The sequence below is a fragment of the Janibacter sp. LM genome (genome assembly GCF_039631275.1).
GTDB lineage: Bacteria > Actinomycetota > Actinomycetes > Actinomycetales > Dermatophilaceae > Janibacter > Janibacter terrae.
Genome location: NZ_JBDIVG010000016.1, coordinates 121,296 through 144,954, shown reverse-complemented (window position 1 = coordinate 144,954; position 23,659 = coordinate 121,296). Strand labels below are relative to the sequence as shown.

General features: G+C 70.2%; 16 protein-coding genes, 4 tRNA genes and 1 riboswitch. Of the genes, 15 read left to right on the top strand and 5 right to left on the bottom strand.

The features are described from left to right. Positions 1–38 precede the first annotated feature (38 nt). Positions 39–228: riboswitch (cobalamin riboswitch) on the bottom strand. Positions 229–288: 60 nt separating this feature from the next. Then, positions 289–1,995, top strand: coding sequence for a S8 family serine peptidase (locus ABC138_RS10230; RefSeq protein ID WP_345913615.1), 1,707 nt, complete (start codon positions 289–291; stop codon positions 1,993–1,995). Here the strand turns inward: ABC138_RS10230 and ABC138_RS10225 are convergent. The 3 genes from ABC138_RS10225 to ABC138_RS10215 all read right to left on the bottom strand — a co-directional run bounded on the left by ABC138_RS10225 (position 1,970) and on the right by ABC138_RS10215 (position 4,513). Further along, complete coding sequence (locus ABC138_RS10225; RefSeq protein ID WP_345913614.1) at positions 1,970–3,220, bottom strand: MFS transporter; 1,251 nt, start codon at positions 3,218–3,220, stop codon at positions 1,970–1,972. The two genes, ABC138_RS10230 and ABC138_RS10225, sit on opposite strands and share 26 nt — an antisense overlap. After that, the gene (locus ABC138_RS10220) at positions 3,217–4,416 is read right to left on the bottom strand and encodes a MarP family serine protease (RefSeq protein WP_338538923.1); all 1,200 of its coding nucleotides are present in this window, start codon (positions 4,414–4,416) and stop codon (positions 3,217–3,219) included. Before ABC138_RS10220 ends, ABC138_RS10225 begins: the two co-directional genes overlap by 4 nt. A 24-nt stretch (positions 4,417–4,440) precedes the next feature. Further along, positions 4,441–4,513 (bottom strand) — tRNA-Lys (locus tag ABC138_RS10215). 336 nt (positions 4,514–4,849) lie between these two features. Between ABC138_RS10215 and ABC138_RS10210 the strand changes: the two genes are divergently transcribed. From ABC138_RS10210 to ABC138_RS10200, 3 genes are read left to right on the top strand one after another with little or no spacing between them, the layout of a single operon-like run. Continuing rightward, positions 4,850–6,823, top strand: a complete 1,974-nt coding sequence (locus tag ABC138_RS10210) for a class I SAM-dependent DNA methyltransferase (protein WP_345913613.1) — start codon at positions 4,850–4,852, stop codon at positions 6,821–6,823. Further along, entirely contained in the window at positions 6,820–8,049 is a 1,230-nt protein-coding gene (locus ABC138_RS10205) for a hypothetical protein (protein WP_345913612.1), read from the top strand. The genes ABC138_RS10210 and ABC138_RS10205 overlap by 4 nt, the downstream gene beginning before the upstream one ends. A gap of 4 nt (positions 8,050–8,053) precedes the next feature. Next, on the top strand, positions 8,054–11,047 hold the full coding sequence (locus tag ABC138_RS10200) for a type I restriction endonuclease (RefSeq protein WP_345913611.1): 2,994 nt from the start codon (positions 8,054–8,056) through the stop codon (positions 11,045–11,047). A gap of 212 nt (positions 11,048–11,259) precedes the next feature. Here ABC138_RS10200 and ABC138_RS10195 read toward each other — a convergent pair whose 3' ends face one another. After that, a complete protein-coding gene (locus tag ABC138_RS10195) occupies positions 11,260–12,333 on the bottom strand; it encodes a substrate-binding domain-containing protein (protein WP_068326987.1) in 1,074 nt (357 codons plus the stop codon). 59 nt (positions 12,334–12,392) lie between these two features. On the opposite strand from ABC138_RS10195, the gene ABC138_RS10190 reads away from it, so the two are divergent. The 5 genes from ABC138_RS10190 to ABC138_RS10170 all read left to right on the top strand — a co-directional run bounded on the left by ABC138_RS10190 (position 12,393) and on the right by ABC138_RS10170 (position 17,464). Then, the gene (locus ABC138_RS10190) at positions 12,393–12,851 is read left to right on the top strand and encodes a MarR family transcriptional regulator (protein ID WP_345913610.1); all 459 of its coding nucleotides are present in this window, start codon (positions 12,393–12,395) and stop codon (positions 12,849–12,851) included. A gap of 54 nt (positions 12,852–12,905) precedes the next feature. Continuing rightward, positions 12,906–14,114: an acetamidase/formamidase family protein gene (locus ABC138_RS10185; RefSeq protein WP_082807654.1), complete on the top strand. Its 1,209-nt coding sequence runs from the start codon at positions 12,906–12,908 to the stop codon at positions 14,112–14,114. A 67-nt stretch (positions 14,115–14,181) separates the two neighbouring features. Then, entirely contained in the window at positions 14,182–14,817 is a 636-nt protein-coding gene (locus tag ABC138_RS10180) for an AmiS/UreI family transporter (protein WP_068424921.1), read from the top strand. 180 nt (positions 14,818–14,997) lie between these two features. Beyond that, the gene (locus ABC138_RS10175; protein ID WP_345913609.1) at positions 14,998–16,251 is read left to right on the top strand and encodes an FAD-dependent oxidoreductase; all 1,254 of its coding nucleotides are present in this window, start codon (positions 14,998–15,000) and stop codon (positions 16,249–16,251) included. Between the two features lie 109 nt (positions 16,252–16,360). After that, the gene (locus ABC138_RS10170) at positions 16,361–17,464 is read left to right on the top strand and encodes an acyltransferase (RefSeq protein ID WP_345913608.1); all 1,104 of its coding nucleotides are present in this window, start codon (positions 16,361–16,363) and stop codon (positions 17,462–17,464) included. Between the two features lie 97 nt (positions 17,465–17,561). Here ABC138_RS10170 and ABC138_RS10165 read toward each other — a convergent pair whose 3' ends face one another. Continuing rightward, the gene (locus ABC138_RS10165) at positions 17,562–18,818 is read right to left on the bottom strand and encodes a DUF445 domain-containing protein (protein ID WP_068424931.1); all 1,257 of its coding nucleotides are present in this window, start codon (positions 18,816–18,818) and stop codon (positions 17,562–17,564) included. 40 nt (positions 18,819–18,858) lie between these two features. Between ABC138_RS10165 and ABC138_RS10160 the strand changes: the two genes are divergently transcribed. From ABC138_RS10160 to ABC138_RS10135, 6 genes are all read left to right on the top strand, one after another. After that, complete coding sequence (locus ABC138_RS10160; RefSeq protein ID WP_218005601.1) at positions 18,859–20,295, top strand: GuaB1 family IMP dehydrogenase-related protein; 1,437 nt, start codon at positions 18,859–18,861, stop codon at positions 20,293–20,295. Positions 20,296–20,299: 4 nt separating this feature from the next. After that, positions 20,300–21,349, top strand: a complete 1,050-nt coding sequence (locus ABC138_RS10155) for a PHP domain-containing protein (protein ID WP_068327005.1) — start codon at positions 20,300–20,302, stop codon at positions 21,347–21,349. A 97-nt stretch (positions 21,350–21,446) separates the two neighbouring features. Further along, positions 21,447–21,519, top strand: a tRNA-Glu gene (locus ABC138_RS10150). 23 nt (positions 21,520–21,542) lie between these two features. Further along, positions 21,543–21,616, top strand: a tRNA-Asp gene (locus ABC138_RS10145). Between the two features lie 26 nt (positions 21,617–21,642). Continuing rightward, positions 21,643–21,716, top strand: a tRNA-Phe gene (locus ABC138_RS10140). A 95-nt stretch (positions 21,717–21,811) separates the two neighbouring features. Next, complete coding sequence (locus ABC138_RS10135; protein ID WP_345913606.1) at positions 21,812–23,635, top strand: glycosyltransferase; 1,824 nt, start codon at positions 21,812–21,814, stop codon at positions 23,633–23,635. The last annotated feature ends 24 nt before the right edge of the window (positions 23,636–23,659 follow it).

The following is a 23,659-nucleotide window of genomic DNA, read 5'->3' as shown; positions in this document are numbered from 1 at the left end:
GCTCCAGGTGCATCGGGGGCCCAGATCGCGAGGCCCGGTCGGATGACGAGCGAGCCAGCAGGTTTTCGGACTCGGGTTCGTCCCGACGGGGCTCCTTCCCGGACCACGTGGGTCCAGTGGACGTGCCTCGTCAGTCACCCTCACCGCTGCGCGACAGCTCCGGATTTGCACCGGATTCCCTCTGCACGGATGTGCGTCTGACTCGGGGCCGACCCTACGCCACGCACGGTGGGCCGTGACGACGCCTCTGACAGACTGCTGCCTCCGGCAGGGACGAAGGGGGACGACGTGCAGCGACGCAGGTGGACGGCCATGGCGGCGGGCGCCGCGACGCTGGCCCTGGCGGCGAGCGGCTGCTCGCTCCTCGAGGGCTCCTCCGACGACGGCGACCCCACGAGCAGCTCCAGCACGCCGTCGAGCACGCCGTCGAGCACGCGGGCGCAGTCCTCCTTCGAGCTCTTCGACCCACCGGCGCAGGGCCGTGACTGGGTCGTCCTCGTCGACGAGCCCGGCGACACCACGCAGGTCGCCGACGCGCTCGAGGCCGACGGCTTCGACCTCACCTCGACCAACTCCGCGGTCGGCATGATCACGCTGCGCAGCGAGGACGACGACGTCGCCGAGCGCGCCGAGGCGATCGAGGGGGTCGGTGCGGCCGTCACCGACCGACAGGCCGGGTGGACGCCCGAGCCGCCCGCCGAGCCGACGCCCGGCGACACCACACCCGCGCGGGACCTCCCTTCGCCCCCCGCGGCGCCGGAGGGCGGCGACCCGCTCGACGGGTTCCTCTGGGGCATGGAGACGATCGACGCGAGCGGTGCGCACCAGGTGACGCAGGGGCGGCGCGAGGTGCGCGTCGGCGTCATGGACACCGGCGTCGACGCCACGCACCCCGACCTCGCACCGGTGCTCGACACGCAGCTGTCCGAGAGCTTCGTCGCCGACATCGTCGACCTCGACGGGCGGTGCGAGAGCAAGGGCTGCGTCGATCCCGTCGGCACCGACGACAACGGCCACGGCACACACGTCGCGGGGACCATCGCCGCCGCGGCCAACGACCTCGGCGTCATCGGCGTCGCGCCCGGCGCCACCCTCGTCGACCTGCGCGCCGGTCAGGACTCGGGGATGTTCTTCCTCGGCCCCACGGTCAACGCGCTCACGCACGCGGCCGACCAGCGCCTGGACGTGGTCAACATGAGCTTCTACCTCGACCCGTGGCTGCTCGCCTGCCGGGGCGGCGCCCCCGGCGACACCCCGGAGCAGGCCGACGCCCAGGACGTGGCGATCGAGCTCATGCACCGTGCCCACGACCTCACCCACGAGGCCGGCGTGACGCTCATCAGCTCGGCCGGCAACGAGTCCAGCGACGTCGGCGCCGCCCGCCGCGACGACACGAGCCCCAACTACGGCGGCGAGACCCGCTCCCGGCGCGTCGACCCGCAGCGCTGCGAGCGCCTCCCCCTCGACGGAGAGCACGTCATCGGTGTCGCCTCGGTCGACGAGGACGGGCAGCGCTCGACCTTCTCCAACTGGACCTCCGTGCTCGACCGCGACCAGGTCGACGTGGCGGCACCCGGTGGCGAGGAGACCGACGGCATGGGCGGCGTGCTGTCCGCGATGCCGCGCGACCTCGCCCTCGCGGAGGGCGCGATCGACGACCGGGGGCGGGTGACCGAGGAGGGTGCGCGGCGCGTCGTGCGCGGCTGCCCGACCGGCATCGGCGACACCGATCCCGACCCCGACGGCCGCTGTGGTCTCTACACCTGGCTGCAGGGCACGTCGATGGCCTCCCCGCACGCCTCGGGCGTCGCCGCGCTGGTCATCAGCGCCCACGGCGACCGGATGGCCCCTGCCGACGTCGCGGCGAAGCTGGAGCAGAGCGCCACCGATGCGCCGTGCCCCCCGGACGAAGGGAGCGTCCGCTGCGTCGGCACGACCGAGCGCAACGGCATCTTCGGCGAGGGCGTCGTCAACGCGGCACGGGCGGTGCGCTGACCCCCTTCGCCCACAGCAGGACGGGGACGAGCAGGAGCGCGAGCAGGCCGCCGGCGAGGGCGAGGGCGGCGTAGCTCGTCGAGGCCATGACGACACCCGACATGACGCCGCTGCCGGCGCCGGAGAGGGCGATCGTCACGTCGATCGTGCCCTGGGTGCCCGGCCGATTGGCGGGGACGGTCGCGTCGACGACGAGCGCGGTGCCGGAGATCAGGCCGAAGTTCCAACCCAGCCCGAGGAGCACGAGCGCCAGGACGAGCAGCCCGAGCGAGTCGGTCGGCGCGACGGCGGCGACGAGGCCGGCGGCGAGCAGGGTCACGCCGGCCGCGACCGCCATCTGGGTGCGGCCGACGCGGTCGACGAGCGCCCCCGTGACGAGCGAAGGGAGGAACATCGCCGCGACGTGCAGGCTGATGACGAGCCCGACGGCGCCCATCCCGTGGTCGTGGGCGCGCATGTGCACCGGGGTCATCGTCATGATCGCGACCATGGCGACCTGGGTGAGGACCATGACCGCGGCCCCGACCCACGCCCCGACGCCCGGCCGCGGCACGACCACCGGCCCGGCCGCGTCGTCCACCGCGCTCGCCGCCTCGATGCGCCGGGCGAGGAGATAGGGGTCGGGGCGCAGGAGGAGCAGCAGGACCGCGCCGGCGGCGAGGTAGGCGACCGCCGACAGCAGGAAGGGCCCGGCGAGCACGGGGATCCCGATGCCGGCGGCGAGGCTGCCCATGGGTTCGATGAGGTTGGGCTCGGCGACGGCGCCGAAGGTCGTCGAGACCATGGCGACGCTGACAGCGCGCCCGCGACCCTCGGGAGGGGCGAGGTCGGTCCCGGCGTAGCGGGCCTGCAGGTTGGTCGCCGTGCCCGCGCCGTAGACGAAGAGGGTGACGAAGAGCAGGGGCACGCTGTCGATGACCGCGGCGAGGACGACCCCGGCGGCGCCGAGCCCTCCGGCGGCGAAGCCGAGACCGAGCCCGACCCGGCGGCCGAGCCGCTGGCTCGAGCGCCCGACGAGGAAGGCGGCGAGCGCGGACCCGAGGGTGAACAGGGCCGTCGGCAGGCCGGACAGTCCCTCCGACCCGAGCATGTCCTCGGCGAGCAGCGCCCCGACCGCGATGCCGGCGGCCAGGCCGGCGCCGCCGAGCACCTGGCTCGCGACGACGACGCGCAGCGTGCGGCGCTGGACCCGCTCCCGCTCGAGGTGGAGGTCGAGGTCGGTCACGACACGCACGCCCCGGTCGGGACCGCTGTGGTCGACCGCGTGCCCTGCGCGATGACCGATCGGGTCTCGTCGAGGGTGAGGACGTAGCCGGTGCGGTCATGCGTCCGGGACGTGGCGAAGACCGTCCCGACGACCTGCCCGGCAGGCGTGAGCAGGGGGCCGCCCGAGTTGCCGTGCTCGACCAGGACGTTGACGGAGTAGATGTCACGGACGACACCGGTGCTGCCGTCGATGCCGGCGCCGCGCGCCTCGAGGGAGGAGCGCACCCGGCCGGGCTCGAGGTCGTAGGGGCCGCCGAGCGGGAACCCGGCGACGACGACGTCGTCCCCGCGCGACGGCGCCGGGCCGGTCGGCAGCGCGGGGGCGTCCAGTCCCGGGACGGCGAGGACCGCGACATCGCGTCGGGGGTCGAAGGCCACGACGGTCGCGTCATGGGCCGGGCCGGTACCGCCGACCTGCACGGAGGGGTGGTCGACTCCGGCGACGACGTGCGCGTTGGTGACGATGCGGCCCGGCGCGGCGACCCAGCCGCTGCCCGTCTGCCCGCGGCCGCACTCGGCCTGCCCGGCGACCCTGACCACGGAGGCCGCCGCCGCCTCGATCCCCCGCCCCCGGACGACGTCCGCCGACGGCGGGTCGACCGGCATGATCGGCTCGGCGCCGACGCCGGTGAAGACCCGGGGGAGGCCGTCCGGCCCGAGCGAGCGGTAGGCGTTGCTCATGACCTTGTCGGCGCCGGCGGGCATGACCCGGTCGATGCCCTGGACGACCCGCGAGGAGGTGATCGCCTCCGGTGGCGCGGGCAGGGCAGCGACCACGGCGCCGGCCGCGAGCCAGACGAGGACCGCGCCCACGACGAGCGCACCGGCCGCGCCGAGCACCGAGTCGAGATGGCGGGCGAGGCGCAGCCGGACGAGCCCTCGCAGGCTCACGCCGAGCAGCCCGCCGAGCTGCTGCCCGAGGCCGGCCACGACGACGACCCCGACGACCATGGCCAGGGTGCGCAGCAGGGGGTCGTCGGCCACGGGGCCCAGCCGGTCGATGACACCGGGCAGCCCCCACAGGGCGAGCAGGCCCCCGGCGAGCAACCCGAGGACGGACAAGGCGCTGGTGACCAGCCCGACCCGGTACATCGCGACGGCGTGCAGGGCGAGCGCCAGGACGAGGACGAGGTCCAGGGCGACGCCTGCCGTCACGTCTCACGCTCCTGTCGTGGTGGGTGGGCCCCGTGGGATTCGAACCCACAACCTACGGATTAAAAGTCCGCAGCTCTGACCGTTGAGCTAGAGGCCCGAGGGATGGGGAGTTTAGTTGGAACTTCCCTGGGGAAAACCCTGGGAAGAATCAACACAGAAACCCCAGAGGGGAGGTTACAGGTCGAGCCGGGCCGTTCAGGCCGGGCTCGGGAGTCGAGGAGCTCGAAGGGGTGAGCGGGGTCGGGGCGCGTATTGGGGTTCATACCTTGCACGGTGCGGAGGTTCGAGGCGTCGCGCAATCAAGGCCTTGCCTCGTGACCCAACCGTTGCAACCGACTGAAGCCGCTACTCAGCCACATCGTCTGCTCCACTCGGCAACGCTCGTCCGTTGGCCCGTATGGTGACCACCACATGCCCAGGGCAAGGGAGAGAGATGGCGCCGGTCGGGTTCGCGGACAAGGTCGCGTTCGTGTGGAAGGTCGCGGACAAGCTTCGGGGGACGTTCAAGCAGCACGAGTACGGGTCGGTGATGCTGCCCCTGCTGGTCTTGCGCCGCATGGATGCGGTGCTGGCCCCGACGAAAGAGGCCGTGCTCGACCAGGCCGTCCGCCTGGGCGCTCTCGAAAGCGACCGCAAGTCCGCCGCGAAGAGCGTGGACGAGGGCATGGACTACGTGCTCAAGCACGTAGCGGGACAACGCTTCTACAGCCTCTCGCCGCTGACCTTCACCTCCATGCTCCAGAACGACAAGGAGCTCGCCGAGCAGCTGGCCAGCTACATCCGCCGCCTGTCCGCGGATGCCTACGGCGTGATCGAGGCCTACAACTTCGACGCAAAGATCGCCCGCATGGACCGCGCGGGCATCCTCTACCCGGTGTTGGCCGACTTCGCCGACCTCGACCTGCGTCCGAACGCCGTGAGCAACGAGGCGATGGGCTACATCTTCGAGGAGCTGCTGCGGAAGTTCTCCGAGATGTCCAACGAGACCGCGGGTGAGCACTACACCCCGCGCGAGGTCATCGACCTCATGGTCCATCTGCTCCTCCACGGGGAGACCTCGCAGGAGCTCGCCGCCAACCCCAAGCCGGTGCGCACCGTCTACGACCCCGCAGCTGGCACGGGCGGGATGCTCATGGGTGCCGCGCACGGCATCACCGAAGCCAACCCCGCGGCGCGAGTGCAGGTGTACGGACAAGAGCTGAACCCGGAGACCTGGGCGATTGCGCAGTCGGACCTGATGATGCAGGACACCGACCCGGGTCAGATGGCCTTCGGCAACTCCCTGACCCAGGACGCCTTCCCCGGCGAGCGGTTCGACTTCATCCTCGCCAACCCGCCATACGGGGTGGACTGGAAGTCCTACGCCCAGCCGATCAAGGACGAGCACGAGAACCAAGGTTTCCACGGGCGCTTCGGGGCAGGCATCCCGAGAGTCTCGGACGGGTCGCTGCTGTTCCTGCAGCACATGCTGGCCAAGATGAAGCCCTCCGGCTCCCGTGTGGGCATCGTCCTGTCCGGATCGCCGTTGTTCTCCGGGGCGGCAGGCTCGGGCGAGTCGGAGATCCGTCGGTGGATCCTCGAGCAGGACTACCTCGAGGGGATCGTCGCGCTGCCGGACCAGATGTTCTACAACACCGGCATCTCCACCTACGTGTGGATCCTGACCAACAGCAAGGACGAGCAGGACCGCGGCCTCGTTCGGCTCGTCGACGGTCGGGGGTTGGGCACCAAGATGCGCAAGTCCCTCGGGGACAAGCGAAAGGAGCTCACAGCGGATGCGATCGCCGAGATCACCCGGTTGTACGGCGGGGCGCGGGATGAGTTCGCGGATGACCCGCGGGTGCGGGTGCTCGTCCGGGAGGAGTTCGGCTTCCAGCGCATCACCGTCGAGCGGCCCCTGCGGCGCAGGTGGCAAGTCACCCCGGAGGCCGTCGCCACTGAGCCCTTCGCGGCCTTCGCGGACTTGGTGGGGCGCCGGTTCGAGACCGAGAAGGCTCTGCTCGCCGAGGTAGCTGAGTTGTCGACGAAGGACAAGAAGATCTTCGCGAAGGCCTGTGCTACCGCTGACCCGGACGCGCCTGCGATCGAGAAGAAGGGCAAGCCGGACCCGGACCCGGACCTGCGCGACCAGGAGAACGTGCCCCTGCCAGAGGGCTTCTTCGACCTCGACGAAGGAAGTCGCCCGGCTGTCTTGGAGAAGGAGGCCGAACGCCACCTCACCGACGAGATCCACCCCTACGTCCCCGACGCGTGGCTCGACCACAGCAAGACCAAGGTTGGCGTCGAGATCCCCTTCACCAGGCAGTTCTACGTCTATGAACCGCCACGGCCGGTCAGCGAGATCGCGGCCGAGATCAAGGATCTCGAGACTCAGATTCAAGGCTGGATGAAGGGCCTCGGGCTGTGAAGACCGTCCCGATTCGTCACGTAGCCGATGTGTGGACAAGCAGCGTCGACAAGCACGCGATCGAAGGCGAGCTACCAGTCCAACTGTGCAACTACACGGACGCATACAAGAAGGATCGGGTCCGCCCCGGACCAGACCTGATGCGCGCGACCGCGACTGCCGAGGAGATCCGGAAGAACCGTCTGCAGGTGGGCGACTCAGTCTTCACGAAAGACTCCGAGGACCCGAAGGACATTGGGGTCTCAGCGTTCGTTGACGGAGAAGCTGATGACTTCGTGTGCGGCTACCACCTCGCCATCGCACGACCATTCTCCGTGACCCACGGGCGATTCCTGAACTGGGCGTTGCGGAGCCGGCCGGTACTCGAGCACTTCAGCAACCACGCTGCTGGCATATCCAGATACGGCATCGGTCTCAGTGGCCTGCGTTCCGCCCCGATCCCACTCGTGACACAGAACGAGCAGCGGCGGATCGCGGACTTCCTCGACGACCGGGTCTCCCGGATCGACCGGATCATCGCCGCCCGCCGCGAGCAGATGGAGCTCGCGGTTGAAGAGGCCGCCGCGAGCTTGGACGACCTCGTGGGACAGTCACCAGCACAGAGCCGCCGTCCCCTACAAGCACTCACGAACCCGGCCCGTCCGATCCAGTATGGGATCGTCCTGCCAGGACCTCACTATCCCGGGGGCGTCCCCATCATCAAGGGTGGCGACATAGGCTCGGGGCGGCTCGCGCGTCTTGAGTTGAATCAGACTGACCCCAAGATCGAGGCTGCCTACGCACGGAGCCGGGTCCAACCCGGCGATTTCGTTATCGCCATACGTGGGAGTGTCGGGGAAGTTGCTTCTGTGCCAAAGGAATTGCGCCAGGCAAATTTGACTCAAGACTCGGCGCGCATTGCCACGTGGAACTGTGACCGCGACTGGCTTCGAGCGGCTCTCGAAGCGCCTTCAGTGCAGAGTGAAATCGCGCAACGGGTCACGGGTGCCACGATCAGAGGCATAAACATCGGCGACCTGAGGCGAGTCCCGCTCCCCGTTCCCAGCGGTGCCGAGCAGCGACGCATCGGACAAGCTGCCCGAACGGTCAAGGAACGTTCGAAAGGACACCAGTCTGCGCTTAGGCAGTCTCTCGTTCTGCTGACCGAGTACAAGTCGTCGTTGATCACGGCGGCGGTGACGGGTGAGTTGGACGTGTCGACTGCTGGTTCGAGCATTCCGGGGTGAGCTGATGGGCAACACGACCGAGGCGGTCTTCGAGGGGAACATCGAGACGCACCTGACGTCGCATGGGTGGGGGGCGGTGCCCCCTTCGTCGTACGACCGGGACCTGGGGTTGTTCCCGGAGGAGGTCATCGCCTTCGTCCAGGAGTCGCAGCCCAGAGCGTGGCAGCAGCTTGTGACCCGCCACGGCGGGGAGGCGACGGCGCGGCAGCGGCTGGTCAAGGTCGTCGCGGACGCGATCGATCACCGAGGCACGGTCAGCGTGCTGCGTGGGACGGTCAAGGACTCCGGTGTGACGGTGCGGATGTGCTGGTTCAAGCCGGCCAACACCCTCGCTCCCGAGCTCCAGGAGCGGTACGAGGCGAACCGGTGCGCGGTCGTGCGTCAGCTGCACCACTCGGAGTCCCGACCCGCGGACTCGCTCGATCTGGTGCTAGTGGTCAATGGCGTGCCGGTGGCCACAGCGGAGCTGAAGAACCCGCTGACCGGGCAGGGGCTGGAGCAGGCGATGAACCAGTACCGCACCGACCGGAACCCGCACGATCGGATCTTCGCCAAGCGCACGCTGGTGCACTTCGCGGTCGACCCGCATCAGGTCGCGATGACGACGACGCTCGCGGGTGAGGCGACGCGGTTCCTGCCGTTCAACCAGGGCACCGCCGGGCCGGGGAATCCGGGTGCGGCAGGCAATCCGCCGAGCGAGGGCTACCAGTCGGCGTACCTGTGGGAGCAGGTCTGGGACAAGGACGCGTGGCTGGACCTGATCGCGACGTTCATCCACGTCGAGGGCGATCGGGTGTTGTTCCCGCGGTTCCACCAGTGGCACGCGGTCCGCTCGCTCCTGGCGGCGACGTACGAGGACGGTGCGGGTGTGGATCGGTTGATCCAGCACTCGGCCGGGTCGGGCAAGTCCAACACCATCGCCTGGACAGCGCACTCCCTCTCCCGGTTGCACGACGCGGGTGACCAGCCGATCTTCGACAAGGTCATCGTCATCACCGACCGGCGCGTGCTCGATCGGCAGTTGCAGGACACCGTGGCGGGGCTCGATCACACGCCGGGCACGATCGTGCGGATCGACGGCAAGTCCGACCAGTTGCGCGACGCGTTGGCCGGGCACGGGGCGCGGGTCATCATCACGACGCTGCAGAAGTTCCCTGTCGTCGCCAAGCTCGCCGCCGAGGAGGCCGTCGAGGGTGAGGCGAAGGGTGTCGCGGGCCGCCGGTTTGCGGTGATCGTGGACGAGGCGCATTCCTCGACCACGGGTGACTCGATGAAGAAGCTGAAGCAGGTGCTGGCCTCCAACGACGACGCGTTGGCGGCGGCTGAAGCCGCGGAGGCCGAGGCCGAGGCGGGCGAGGCCCCGGATGATGCGCTAATCGAGTCGGCCCGCAACCGGGGCAAGCAGTCGAACCTGTCCTACTTCGCGTTCACCGCGACCCCGAAGCCGAAGACCCTCGAGACCTTCGGGCAGACCAACGCCGACGGGGTGAGAGTTCCCTTCCACACGTACTCGATGCGTCAGGCGATCGACGAGGGGTTCATCCTCGACGTGCTGGCGAACTACACGACCTACTCCACGTACTACAAGCTCGCCACGGCCACTCCGCGGGAGGACCCCGAGGTTGATTCGGCCAAGGGCCGGGCGGCGTTGGCGCGGTTCGCGTCACTGCACCCGTACATGATGGACGCCAAGGCCGAGGTGATCGTCGAGCACTTCCGGCAGAAGTCCGCGCACAAGATCGACGGTCAGGCCAAGGCGATGGTGGTCACCCGCTCCCGGCTGCATGCGGTGCGCACCAAGGAAGCGATCGACAAGTACATCGAGCGCAAGGGTTACGACAAGGGCAGCCACCCCCTTCGCGCGCTGGTGGCGTTTAGTGGGACGGTCACGGACCCCGACGCCCCGGAGATCGCCTACACCGAGGCGATGCTCAACGGGTTCCCCGAGACCCAGCTGCCCAAACGGTTCCAGGAGGAGTACCAGGTCTTGGTCGTCGCGGAGAAGTACCAGACCGGGTTCGATCAGCCGCTGCTGCACACGATGTACGTCGACAAGAAGCTCGCGGGGGTCAAGGCCGTGCAGACCCTCTCCCGCCTGAACCGGATGCACCCGGGCAAGGAGGACACCTTCGTCCTGGACTTCGCCAACACCGCCGAGGAGATCCAGGAGGCGTTCGAGCCGTTCTACGAGCAGTCCCTGGCGCAGCCGACCGACCCGAACCTGCTCTACACGATGGAGCACGACCTGATGTCCGCTGGCGTGCTGTCGCTGGACGAGATGGATGCGGCCACCACGGCGCTGCTGTCGGACGAGCCGAAGCAGCAGCCGATCATCTACAGCAATGTCGGCACCGCCGTCGGGCGGTTCCTCACCCTGGACGAGGATGCGCAGGAGTCGTTCCGCACGACGTTGACGCACTTCGTGCGCGCGTACGCCTTCGTCGCCCAGGTCATGCCTTGGGCCGACGCGTCACTGGAACGGCTCTTCCTCTACGGCAAGCTGCTGCTCACTGACCTGCCCGCGGCTGAGTCGGACCCGATGCCGCAGCTGAGCAAGAGCGTCCAGCTGACCCACCTGCGTCTGTCGGTGACCAGTGAAGGCGCGATAGCCCTTGAAGGGGCCGATGAGGCGGGCGTGGCGTTGCCGGGTGAGGGCAAGGGCTCGGCGAGTGAGGCGATGCTCGACAAGCTCTCGGCGCTCATCGCGGTGATGAACGAGAAGTACGGCGCCGACTTGGGCGAGGCCGACAAGGTCTGGGTCGACCAGCAGTGGACCGTCGTCATGGAGGACGACGAGATGCAAGCGGTCGCCCTGCACAACGACCGCTCCCAGTTCGAGCTCGTCCTGGAGGAGAAGATCAAGGGCCTGCTGCTGGAACGCCACGACAAGAACAGCGACCTGTTGTTCAACCAGTTCTTCGCCAACCTCGACTTCAGGCAGATGCTGCTGGGTTATCTCGGGGGCACCTACGACGAGTTCAGAGGACGCGCTGGCTGAAGGGCGCGCAGCACCTTTCTACGACAGCGTTAACATTCCTTCCCTTTAGGGGGCGGCAGGGAGTAGAACTCGCTCGTGAGCCGGTCGGAGTGGAGTCGTGGGTTGCTGAGTCTTGTGCCTCCGGCGGGCCTGCAGAGCCTGACCCTTGGTGGCTCCTTCGCGTCATGAACGTCCCACGAGGGCGGCAGGTCGTGCACATGCGCCTCCCACCATCAGCCGGCGAGAGGTCGACCTGGCAGGGCCCCCAAGACGGTGAACTCGTTGTCATCGGCGCTGGCGATGTGCACCGCCTGCTGAGATTCGCCCCGCCCGATCCGGACGGTCCCGCGCGGACCTTCGTACGTCACCCCGGCGTCCGCCACCCTCGCCAGCATCGCCTTCGCGTTCGGGCTGGCGGCCGCATCGGCGCAGGCAGCCAGCGCGAGAATGCCTTCGTAGCAGGATTCCCCGGCGTTGTTCAGTGCTGGCGCGGCCGAGCCGAAGCGAGCGGCGTACGAACCCCCGAAGTTGAGTGCGGAAGCGGTTGCGAGCGTGTTGAAGTACGCGGCCGCGACGAAGAGGTTGCGGGTGGCGGTCGCCCCGGACGCGAGGAGCATGTTTTCCTCCATCAGCGGCGTGAACCGCAGCAGCCGCTCGTGCAGTCCTTGGGTCCCGAACTGACGGTTGAAGAGCACCGCGTCTCGTCCGACGAGGAGCATGACCACCCCCTCCGCGTGTGTTTCGGCTATGCGGCCCAAGACTGCCCGGAAGTCACGGTTGCCGTAGGCCACCGTCTCCTCGTGGACGATCTCGATGCCAGCAAGAGAGGCGAAGTGCCGGATGGCGCCCATGGTGCGGCGGGGCCACACGTAGTCGGCGCCCACGACGGCCCACCGCCGGATACCCATCTGTTCCCTCAGCCATCGCAGGCCGGGCAGGACCTGCAGGGCTGGTGTCTCGCCCGAGCACAGAACCTCTTCTTGGCCAGCCCCTTCATGCAGGGAGGTGTAAACGTAGGGGACGTCATGGTGAGCGAGGACCGGGGCAATGTGCTGACGAACCGACGAGATGTGCCAGCCCACAACGGCGTGCAGCTCCCCCGAACGGACCTTCTTCGTCGTGAGGTCGCAGAAGGTTTCTATCGGAGCTCCGGCGTCCACCACGTCGAGCTCAACGTGCCTGCCAAGGATCCCGGAACGCTCGTTGAGCTGGGCGACCGCCAGTGCAGCTGCAGCCTCGCATGATGGGCCAAAAATGCCCGCTGGCCCCTGAAGGGGGATGGCAAGACCGATCCGGAGGGGCTCCATGCGGCCTCCGTAGGGGTCGACGAGGGGGGAGACGCTCTCATATGGAATAGTTGGGGAGTATGCAGGGGAAGCGCGATGCCGTCAAGGGCAGTTCGTCGGGAGGCCGCCTGCTGCCTCCCGACGAACTGGCCAGTCGTGTCCTGAGCCTCTCGGGAACGCTCCAGAGGTCAATAGCCTCCGCCCTGACTGAGAAGGGCCTGGGCGTGCCGCAGTGGCAGGTCGTCAATGCCTTGGCGCGAGGGAGCGAGGGGCGCACGATGAGTGAACTCAGTTCGTCATTGGGGATACCTGCGGCGAGTCTGACAAGGATCATTGATGGCTTGGTTGACCGTGCGTTGGTCCACCGGACCCTCGATGGCATGGACCGTCGCCGAGTTCTGGTCGGCGTGACCGAGCGCGGGCGCGTCTGGCACGGTCAGGCTGCATCTCGGATCTCGGAGGCCTTGGACCCCAAGTTAGGCGCACTCGCGGACTGGGAGGCCGCGACCCTGGCGGCGCTCCTTGAAAAGATCTCTTGACTTATTTCCATGTGGAAGTACTTTGGTGCCACCTACTCGACAAGGAGGCACGTCATGACTGACGACACGGACTTCACTCGTTCGGGCGTCTCCCGCTTCAAGACGCGGGATCTGGGAGTCAAGAGGTTCAGCTGCGAGGTCGGTGTCCCGCTGGCTGAGCAGAAGCACCTCGGTCACAACAGGTGGCATCCGGACATTCCGCCACTGGTGGAGGTCGGCATCGGTGACGAGCTGATCCTCGAGACAGGGGGCTACGACGACTACCAGTTGCAGGACGTCGATGACGATGGCGACATCCACAGCTTCGACCTGACGCGCACACACCCACTGACCGGTCCGGTGCGCGTCGACGGTGTCAAGGCCGGCGACCTGCTGGTCGTCGACGTCCTCGACGTACAACCGCTGTCGGGGGTCGGTTACTCGAACATCCTCCCCGGCATGGGCGGGCCGCTCGCGTCCTCGTTCCCGGAGGGGTACAAGACGGTCTGGGATCTGCACGGCACCTATGCCACGAGCCGCCAGATCCCAGGAGTCGAGATCCCGGCCATCAGCCACCCCGGGATCATGGGCGTCGCGCCGTCCCACGAGTTGCTCAAGATCTGGAATGACCGCGAGGACCCGCTCATTGCCGACGGGCTCGCCGGGCCCCGGGCGGACGCGATCGACCAAGCGGTGCTCAGAGATCTCGAGGGTGACGACTGGCGCCGGGTCGCCGAAACAGCCGCGCGGACCATCCCGCCTCGTGAGAACGGCGGGAACATGGACATCAAGAACCTCTCGAGAGGATCACGCGTTTACTACCCGGTCTTCGTGGACGGAGCACTCTTCTCCTCCGGCGACTTCCACTTCGCCGAAGGGGACGGGGAGGTCACCTGGAACGCCATTGAGATGGATGGCGTCGGCTGGTACCGGTTCGGCGTCGTCAAGGACGGCATGGCCCGCTACGGCGTCCGCACGCCCATGTTCCGACCGTCTCCCTTCGACCCGCAGTTCGGGACCCGGTACCTCTCGTTCACCGGTCTCTCGGCCAACGGATCGGACCAGAAGTACCTCGACACCACGATGGCCGCGGTCCAGGCCCTCGAGCAGGCGATCGAGTACCTCGGGAAGTTCGGGTACACCCCGGAGCAGGCGTACACGATCATCTCGGTCGCTCCTTGCGAGATGCACGTCGGTGGGATCGTCGACATCCCGAACGCGGCTGTCGTCCTCAAGGTCCCGCTGGACATCTTCGACAAAGACATCCTGCCCAAGCCCGAGTGATCTCGTTTGTCCCGGTGGCCCATCGCCAGTCGCGATCGGCCACCGGGACACCAGGAGGTGAATTTCAATGTCCAACGTCGGACTCTTCTACGTCGGCGCCGTCCTCATCGTCAATGGCGTCATGCTGTTGGGCGGGGTCTCGCCACGAGGGGCCGCCCCACTCAACCTGTTCGTCGGAGCGATGCAGATCTTCACCCCGACCTACCTCATCGTGACATCGGGCGGCGACGAGTCCGTCGTCGCGGCTGCGGCTGGACTGTACCTGTTCGGCTTCACCTACCTCTGGGTGGGCATCAATGCCCTAGCTGACCTCCCCGGTCATGGCCTCGGGTGGTTCTCGCTCTTCGTCGCGGTCGCGGCCGTGGGGTACGCGATCCTCAACTTCAGAGACAACGCTCCCGTGTTCGGGGTCATCTGGATGGCGTGGGCTGGACTCTGGTTGCTCTTCTTCCTTCTGCTGGGCCTCGACCGGTCGCGCCTCGGGGCCCTCACCGGGGCCGTCGCCCTGGTCGAAGGGATCTTGACGGCGGCCGTGCCTGCTTGGGCGCTGATGCACGGGTCGTTCTCGGAAAGTTGGAGGAGCGCCGCGGGTGGACTGCTGGTCGGGGGCTTTCTGGTCCTCGCAACACTCGCCCTGCACGCAAGAGTTCAGCCGCCGACCTCCCCGTCGGCCCCGGTAGGTCGCTCCGTCCGGTTCGACTGAAGCGCTCGGGCAGGGCGTGCCGCTCTCTCATAGGGGCTCGGCGCCTGGCTGAGGGGCATGGTCAGTGCGTTCACATGCCCAGGCACTCCCCTTCGCCCCTCTTTGCCACGCACCTGTGACGTGGGGCACAGTGGGCTGGAGCCCGCGGAGACCCTGCGGCGACCAGCACGAGAGGACGTCATGAGCCCCACCCCAGCCCCCCGCAAGGTCGCCGTCGTCGGCGCCGGCATGGTCGGCCTGTCGACCGCGTGGTTCCTGCAGGAGCACGGGGTCGAGGTCGAGGTCCTCGACCGCACCGGCGTCGCCGCCGGCTCGTCGTGGGGCAACGCCGGCTGGATCACCCCGGGCATCTCGACGCCGCTGCCCGACCCGGCCGTCCTCTCCTACGGCATCAAGGCCGTGATCTCCCCCGCCTCGCCCGTCTACGTGCCGGTGACGACGGACCCGCGGCTGCTGAAGTTCCTCGCCGCCTTCACCCGCAACAGCACGATGCGCCGGTGGTCGCTCTCGATGCGGGCGCTCGTGCCGATCAACGGCCGCGCCCTGCCGGCCTTCGACGTGCTGGCCGCCGGCGGGGTGACCGCCCCCGCGCACGAGGCGAAGTCCTTCATCGCCGGCTACGAGACCAAGGCCGAGACCGAGTTCCTCCTCACCGAGCTGCAGCACATCGCCGCGTCCGGCCAGGAGGTCGGCTTCGAGGAGCTCACCGGCGACGAGGTCCGCGCGGCCGAGCCGACCTTCTCCGACCGCATCGGCGCCGGCATCCGCCTCCTCGGGCAGCGCTACCTCAACCCCGGCGAGTTCGTCGACTCCCTCGCCGACTCCGTGCGCGCCCGCGGGGGCAAGATCCGCGAGGGCGCCGAGGTCACCGCGATCACGGAGGAGGCGAAGGGGGTCCGCCTCACGATCTCGGGCGCCGGCGACGAGCGCTTCGACCGGGTCGTCGTCGCGACCGGCACCTGGCTCGACGCGCTCGCCAAGCCCTTCGGCGTGCGCGAGCACGTGCAGGCCGGGCGCGGGTACAGCTTCTCCGTGCCGATCGAGCACGAGCCGCGCGGCCCGGTGTACCTGCCGGTCCAGCGCGTCGCCTGCACGCCGCTCGGCGGCCGGCTGCGCGTCGCCGGGATGATGGAGTTCCGCAAGCCCGAGGCCGCGCTCGACCCGCGGCGCATCGACGCGATCGTCGACGCCAGCCGCCCGTACCTCACCGGCGTCGACCTCGACGACCGGCAGGACGAGTGGGTCGGCTCGCGGCCCTGCACCGCCGACGGCCTCCCCCTCATCGGGGCGACGGGGTCCCCCTTCGTCCACGTGGCCGGAGGCCATGGCATGTGGGGCATGACGCTCGGCCCCGCGACCGGGCAGCTCCTCGCGGAGACGATGGTGACCGGACGTCCCGCCCCCGAGCTCACCCCCTTCGACCCCCTGCGCTGACCCCACGACGTCTGCATTCCCCTAGGGCAATGCAGACGAGCGGTCCGGGTGAGGGAGGCCACGCCACCCCGAGGTGACGGGCCGTTACCTCTTCGTTACCGTCGAGGTGATGCCCTCCTCTGTCGGTGCCGCCCTGTCCACCCGCGACAACTCGCTGGGCGCGGTGCGCCTCCTGCTCGCCGCGGCGGTGATCCTCGCCCACGCGTGGCCGCTCGGCGGCTACGGGCCCAGCGCGATGGAGCGGCTCGGGGCGATCGGCGTGGGCGGGTTCTTCGCGCTGTCCGGCTACCTCATCGCCGGCAGCCGGCTGCGCAACGGCTTCGGGACGTACATCCGGCGCCGGGCACAGCGGATCTTCCCCGGGTTCTGGGCCTGCCTGGCCGTCACCGCCTTCGTCCTCGCGCCGCTCGGCGGCCTCCTCGGCGGCCACGGGTGGGACCCCGCCCAGTCGCTCGCCTACGTGCTCGACAACGCGATGCTCCTGATGACCAACCCGACGATCGGCGGGACGCTCGCCGGCGCGCCCAACCCCGGCATGTGGAACGGCTCGCTGTGGACGCTCGTGCACGAGTTCGCCGCGTACCTGCTGTGCGGCGCCGCCCTCGGCATCGGCTGGGTCCGCCGCCACCTCGCGCTCAGCGCGGGCATCGCGGCCGTCGCCCTCCCGGTGCTGTCGTGGCTGGTCGGCGACCTCTCCGGCCCCGCGCACATGATCACGAGCGCGCTGCGGCTCTTCTCCTTCTTCGCCGTCGGCGTGCTCGCGTACGCGCTGCGCGACCGGCTGCGCACGAGCACCCCGGTCGCGGTGCTCGCCGCCCTCACGGTCGCCGGGCTGGCTGCCACCTCGGAGACGGCGCTCAACCTGCTCGCCCCGATCCCGCTCGCCTACGCGCTGCTCCATGCCGGCGCGACCTGGCGCACCCGGATCGCCGCGCGGGAAGACGTCTCCTACGGCCTCTACGTCTACGGCTGGCCGGTGCAGCAGCTGCTCGGCATGCTCGGCCTCGGCGCGCTCGTCCCCGCGCCGGTCTTCGGGCTCGTCTCCTTCGCGTGCACGCTCCCCTTCGCGATCGCCTCGTGGCGGCTCGTCGAGCGCCCGGCGATGCGGCTGGGCCTTGCTCCCCGCCCGAGCGGCGACCTCCACCCCGCCGACCTGCCGGTGCACACCCCGGCGCACCTCGAGCGGCGGGCGATCTTCGCCGCCCACCGCTGAGCCCGGTGGAGGGTCACGTCGTGCACCATCGCCCCCGGTGTAGTGCATGACGTGACCCACCGCGGGCGAAGGGGAGGTCCCCCCTTCGTCCTCGTCGTCAGGAGAGGAGGACGGCGACCGTGTGGATCGCCAGGCCGGCGAGCGCGCCGACGACGGTGCCGTTGATCCGGATGAACTGCAGGTCGCGGCCGACGAAGAGCTCGATCCGCTCGCTCGCCTCGTCGGCGTCCCAGCGCTCGACGGTCACCGAGATGACCTCGGCGAGCTCGTCGCCGTAGGTGTTGACGAAGAAGGCGACGACCTCGCCCAGATGGGTCTCCAGGCGCTGCTGCCAGGCCTCGTCCTCGACGAGGTGCGTACCCAGGTGGGTGAGCAGCTCGTCGCCGCGGCTCCAGAAGTAGGACTCCCGCTCGGCCATCGCGCCGAGCAACGAGGTGCGCAGCGACTGCCACACGGCGACCGCGCTCGTCGGCACCTGGGGGTGCGCCAGCAGCCGCTCCTTGAGCGCCTCGGCGCTCGCCATGACGTCGGAGTCGTGCTGCAGGTCGGAGGCCAGGCGCTGGAGCAGGTCGTCGAGCGCGACCCGGGCGGGGTGATGCGCGTCGCGACGCATCTCGTCGAGCCAGCCGAGGGCCTGCCGGTAGGTCCAGTCGATGACCTTGTCGTCGACCCACTCGGGGGTCCACCAGGGAGCCTTGTCCCCGACGACCTGCTTGAAGAGGTGCGGGTTGTCGCCGAGCCACTGCCGCACCTCGTCGATGCCCAGGTCGACCAGGCCCGTGTGGTTGCCGCCGTCGACGACGCCCTCGAGGAGCGAGCCGAGGATCGGGCTGACCGGCTCCTGCGCGAGGCGCGGGAGCAGCAGCTCGGCGAGGAAGTCGTGGACGTCCTGGTCCTCCACCCGCTCCAGCGCCCGCGTCCCGCCCCGGGCGATCTCCTCGAGCACCCGTCGACGGTGCCGCGGCACGAGGAGCCAGGCGCCGAGCCGCTCGGCCACGCGGGCGGTGGCGAGCCGGTCCCGCGCGATCTCCTCGGTGAGGAAGTTCTCCGTGACGAACTCCTGCAGGTTGCGCCCCAGTTCGTCCTTCCGCTTCTTGACCAGGGCCGTGTGCGGCACGGGGATGCCGAGCGGGTGCCGGAAGAGCGCGGTGACCGCGAACCAGTCCGCGAGCGCGCCCACCATCGCGGCCTCGGCGGCGGTGTTGACGAAGCCCCACACCCCGTCGTGGTCGAGCCGGAGCGTAGCGAGGAAGACGACGGCGGCGAGGACGAGCAGGCCGGTGGCCACCGTCCGCATGCGGCGCAGGGCGGCGCGGCGACGGGCGTCCGCGGGGGTCTCGTGCAGGAAGCTCACGCCCAGATCCTCCCCCACCGACGCACCTAGACTCGTCATCGTGGACTTCCTCAACGGCCTGATGCCCCAGCTCGACCTGACCTACGACGACGTCTTCATGGTGCCGCGGCGCAGCGACGTGGCGAGCCGCCACGAGGTCGACCTGCGCACGGGCGACGGTACGGGCACGACGATCCCGCTCGTCGTCGCCAACATGACGGCCATCGCCGGGCGCCGCATGGCCGAGACGACCGCCCGTCGCGGCGGCCTCACCGTCATCCCGCAGGACATCCCGGTGGACGTCGTCGCCGAGGTCATCGCCTTCGTCAAGAGCCGCGACCTCGTGCACGACACCCCGATCACCCTCGCGCCGACGGCGACGGCCGGCGAGGCGCTCGCGCTGATCCACAAGCGCGCCCACGGTGCGGGCATCGTCGTCGAAGGGGGGCGGCCCATCGGTGTCGTCACCGAGCGCGACCTCGACCAGGTCGACCGCTTCGCCCAGGTGCAGGACGTCATGTCCCCCGACCTCATGACGCTGCCGGCCGACGCGGACCCGCGAGCGGCCTTCGAGGAGCTGGACCGCGCGCGCCGCCGGGTGGCCCCCGTCGTCGACGCCGACGGCAAGCTCGTCGGCATCCAGACCCGGCAGGGCGCGGTGCGCGCCAGCATGTACAGCCCCGCCGTCGACGCGGACGGGCGGCTGCGGGTCGCCGCCGCCGTCGGGATCAACGGCGACGTGGGCGGCAAGGCCGCGGCCCTGCTCGCGGCGGGCGCCGACGTCCTCGTCGTCGACACCGCGCACGGGCACCAGACCAAGATGCTCGAGGCACTCGCTGCCGTGCGCGCCCTCGACCCGCAGGTGCCGGTCGTCGCCGGCAACGTCGTCTCGGCCGCGGGCACCCGCGAGCTCATCGAGGCCGGCGCCGACATCGTCAAGGTCGGCGTGGGGCCGGGGGCGATGTGCACGACCCGCATGATGACCGCGGTGGGACGGCCCCAGTTCTCGGCGGTGCTCGAGTGCGCGGCAGCGGCCCGCGAGCTCGGCAAGCACGTGTGGGCCGACGGCGGGGTGCGCCACCCGCGCGACGTCGCGCTGGCCCTGGCCGCCGGGGCGAGCAATGTCATGATCGGCTCGTGGTTCGCGGGGACCCTCGAGTCCCCGGGCGACCTCGTGACCGACGCCGACGGTCGCAGCTACAAGGAGTCCTTCGGCATGGCCTCCGCGCGGGCGGTGCAGAACCGCACGGCGACGGACTCCCCCTTCGACCGGGCGCGCAAGTCGCTCTTCGAGGAGGGCATCTCCAACTCGCGGATGTACATCGACCCCGCCGGGCCGGGCGTCGAGGACGTCATCGACGAGATCATCGGCGGGGTGCGCAGCTCGTGCACGTACTCAGGGGCGACGACGCTCGAGGAGTTCCACGAGCGCGCCCTCGTCGGCCTCCAGTCCACCGCCGGGTTCGCCGAGGGCCGGCCCCTGCACACCTCGTGGTGACGCGATGAGGTCCCTCGAGCCCCTGCAGGCCCCGGTCGACCCGGTCGAGGCACTCCGGCGCGTCGGCTTCCTCCTCGAGCGCGCGCGCCAGCACACCCGGCGCGTCGAGGCCTTCCGCGGCGCGGTCAAGGTCCTGCGCGGCCTGGCCGAAGGGGAGGTCGCGCAGCGGGTCGAGGACGGCACCATCACCGACCTCGCCGGCATCGGGAAGTCCACGGCCGGCGTCATCGAGCAGGCCGTGCGCGGCGAGATGCCCGACTACCTCGCCCGCCAGCAGGAGGAGCACGGCGGCCCGCTCGTCGAGGGCGGCGAGGCGTACGCCGAGGCGATCATCGGCGACTGCCACCTGCACTCGGACTGGTCCGACGGCGGCAGCCCGATCGACGAGATGGTGCTCACGGCCTACGAGCTCGGGCAGGAGTGGATGGTCCTCACCGACCACTCCCCCCGCCTGCGGATCGCCAACGGGCTGACGGCACAACGCCTCTCGCAGCAGCTGGACCTGCTCGCCAAGATCGACGCCTCGCTCGGCGACAGCTTCCGGGTCATGTCCGGCATCGAGGTCGACATCCTCGACGACGGCGAGCTGGACCAGACGCCGGAGATGCTCGCCCGCCTCGACCTCGTCACCGCGTCCGTGCACTCCAAGCTCAGGATGGCCAAGGGCCCGATGACCCGGCGCATGGTCGCGGCCGTGAGCAACCCCCGGGTCAACGTCCTCGGGCACTGCACCGGCCGGCTCGTCACGGGCGGTCGCGGGACGCGGCCGCAGAGCGAGTTCGACGCACGGGCGGTCTTCGAGGCCTGCGCCGAGCACGACGTCGCCGTGGAGATCAACTCCCGCCCCGAGCGCTGCGACCCACCCGACGAGCTCGTCGAGCTGGCCCTGGAGATCGGCTGCCTCTTCGCCGTCGACTCCGACGCGCACGCCCCCGGCCAGCTGGAGATGAAGGCCTACGGCGCCGAGCGCGCGGAGCGTCTCGGGGTGCCGCTGGAGCGCATCGTCACGACGTGGGACGCCGACCGTCTGGCCGCCTGGGCACGGCCGGAATGACTCGTTTTGGCGATCCGGCGAGTGTCTGCGTATGCTTTCCGAGTCCTCGACGGATTCGGGTGCTGCCTGCTGCGTAGCGAGGGGTTCTCGGAGACGGGTCCCCATCGTCTAGCGGCCTAGGACCCCGCCCTTTCACGGCGGTAGCACGGGTTCGAATCCCGTTGGGGATACGCAAGAAGCCTTGCACCATCAAGGCCCTGTAGCGCAGTTGGTTAGCGCGCCGCCCTGTCACGGCGGAGGTCGCGGGTTCGAGTCCCGTCAGGGTCGCTCGCTGGTCCGGTTCGGACCGGCTCGGCCAGGTAGCTCAGTTGGTACGAGCGTCCGACTGAAAATCGGAAGGTCGGCGGTTCGACCCCGCCCCTGGCCACCGGAGCCACACTCGAAGGGCGTCACCGTCACGGTGACGCCCTTCGTCGTCCCCCTCCCGGCGACCGGGGTGCCGACGTGGAAGGATGACCCGTCGTGAGCCGATCGACGAACCCCGCCGCCCTCACCGACAGGTTGCGACGGGCTGCCCGTGCCGCGGTCGGCGAGCTGCGGCCGAGCACTCCCGCAGCCCCCGCCGCGCCCGTCGCACCCGCGACCGCCGGGCCGGCACCGCAGGAGCAGCCGACCGCGCAGCCCGAGCTGGCGTCGCCCCCTTCGCCCACCACCACCGCCCCGCACTCGCCGGTCCCCGCGCTCGACCTCACGGTCGCCGTCGCCGCCGGCCCGCACCTCGGCGGCCTGCTCGCCCCGGAGTGGACCCAGCGTGACCTCGACCGCCGCAGCTGGCGCGAGGCGCTCACGCGCGCCGACCTGCTCGTCCTCGAGGGACGCGGCGGCTCCGTCCCCGGGTGGGGTGACGGCAGCGCGCTCGGCGAGCTGCTCACGAACGCGAAGGGGGCCGACCTGCCCGTCGTCCTCTGGGTCACCGACGACACCGCGCCCGGGGCCTGGGCGCAGGACGTCACCGTCGTCGGTGCCTCCTCGCAGGCCGCGATCGACGCCATCTCCGCGAGCGGCCGCGAGGCGCAGCGGTGGGCCCCCGCGGCCCAGCCGCGCACCGTGGGCGACGACCGCGAGGACCCGACGACCGGGCGGCGCTCCGGCGCGCTCGCCGTCGTCGACGGCCTCTCCCGCCTCGCCGACGACTCCTCCCTCCGCCTCGTCGAGGAGGCGCTCACCCCGATGCCGCGCTCGCAGACGCGTCTCGTGCGCCGCCCGGGCAAGTCCGCCGTCGTGACCCTGCCCGCGGGCCTCGCCGAGCGCGTGGGCGACGCCGTCACCGCGAGTGACGCGAGCGTCCTGCTCGACCTGTCGGCCACCTCCCCCGACGCGGCCTGGACGACGGTCGCCGCCGCAGCCGCCCGCACGCCGGTCGTCGGCACCGAGGCGCACGCCGACCTGCCCGCGGAGGTCGACGCCCTCGTCCCTCGCGTCACCGACAGCAGGTCCCTGCGCAGCGAGCTCGTCGCCAGGGTCAACCAGGAGGAGCTCGTCGCCCGCGAGGGGCTGCGGCTGCAGCGCGCGGTCCTCGCCGGGCACACCGGCGCCCACCGCGCCCGCGAGCTCGCCACGGCCGCCGGGCTCGAGGTCCCCGCGATCACGCCCGCGACGATCTCGGCCGTCGTGCCGACCAACCGCACCCACGAGCTGGACAATGTCTTCGCCAACCTCGGCCGGCAGGACCACCCCGCCGTCGAGCTCGTCCTCGTCCTGCACGGCCTCGACACCGACGACGCCGACCTGCGCCGCCGCGCCACCGAGGCGGGCGTCACGGACCTGCAGATCGTCCACGCCGATGCCTCGCTCACCCTCGGGGCGTGCATGAACCTCGGCGTCGACGCGGCCGGTGGCCGGTACATCGCCAAGATGGACGACGACAACATCTACGGGCCGCGCTACCTGTCGGACCTGCTCGGCGCCTTCGCGCACACCGACGCCGGGATCGTCGGCAAGTGGGCCCACTACGTGTGGCTGCGCTCCACCGGCGCCGTCGTGCTGCGCTACCCCGACTCCGAGCACCGCTACGAGCGGCGGATCCAGGGCGGCTCGATGCTCTTCGCCGGGGACGTCGTGCGCGAGGTCCGCTTCAGCGACATCCCGCGCGCCGTCGACTCCGACATCCTCGACCGCTCGATGGCCCAGGGCGTGCGCGTGTGGTCCGGCGACCGCTACAACTACGTCTCCGTGCGCGGCGACGACCGCCTCTCGCACACCTGGACGGTCACCGACTCGACCTTCCTCACCGCGACCGGGCGCCTGCTCTTCTACGGTGACCCGACGACCCACGTGAGCCTCTGACCCGCGGCGACCCCGCGACCGACG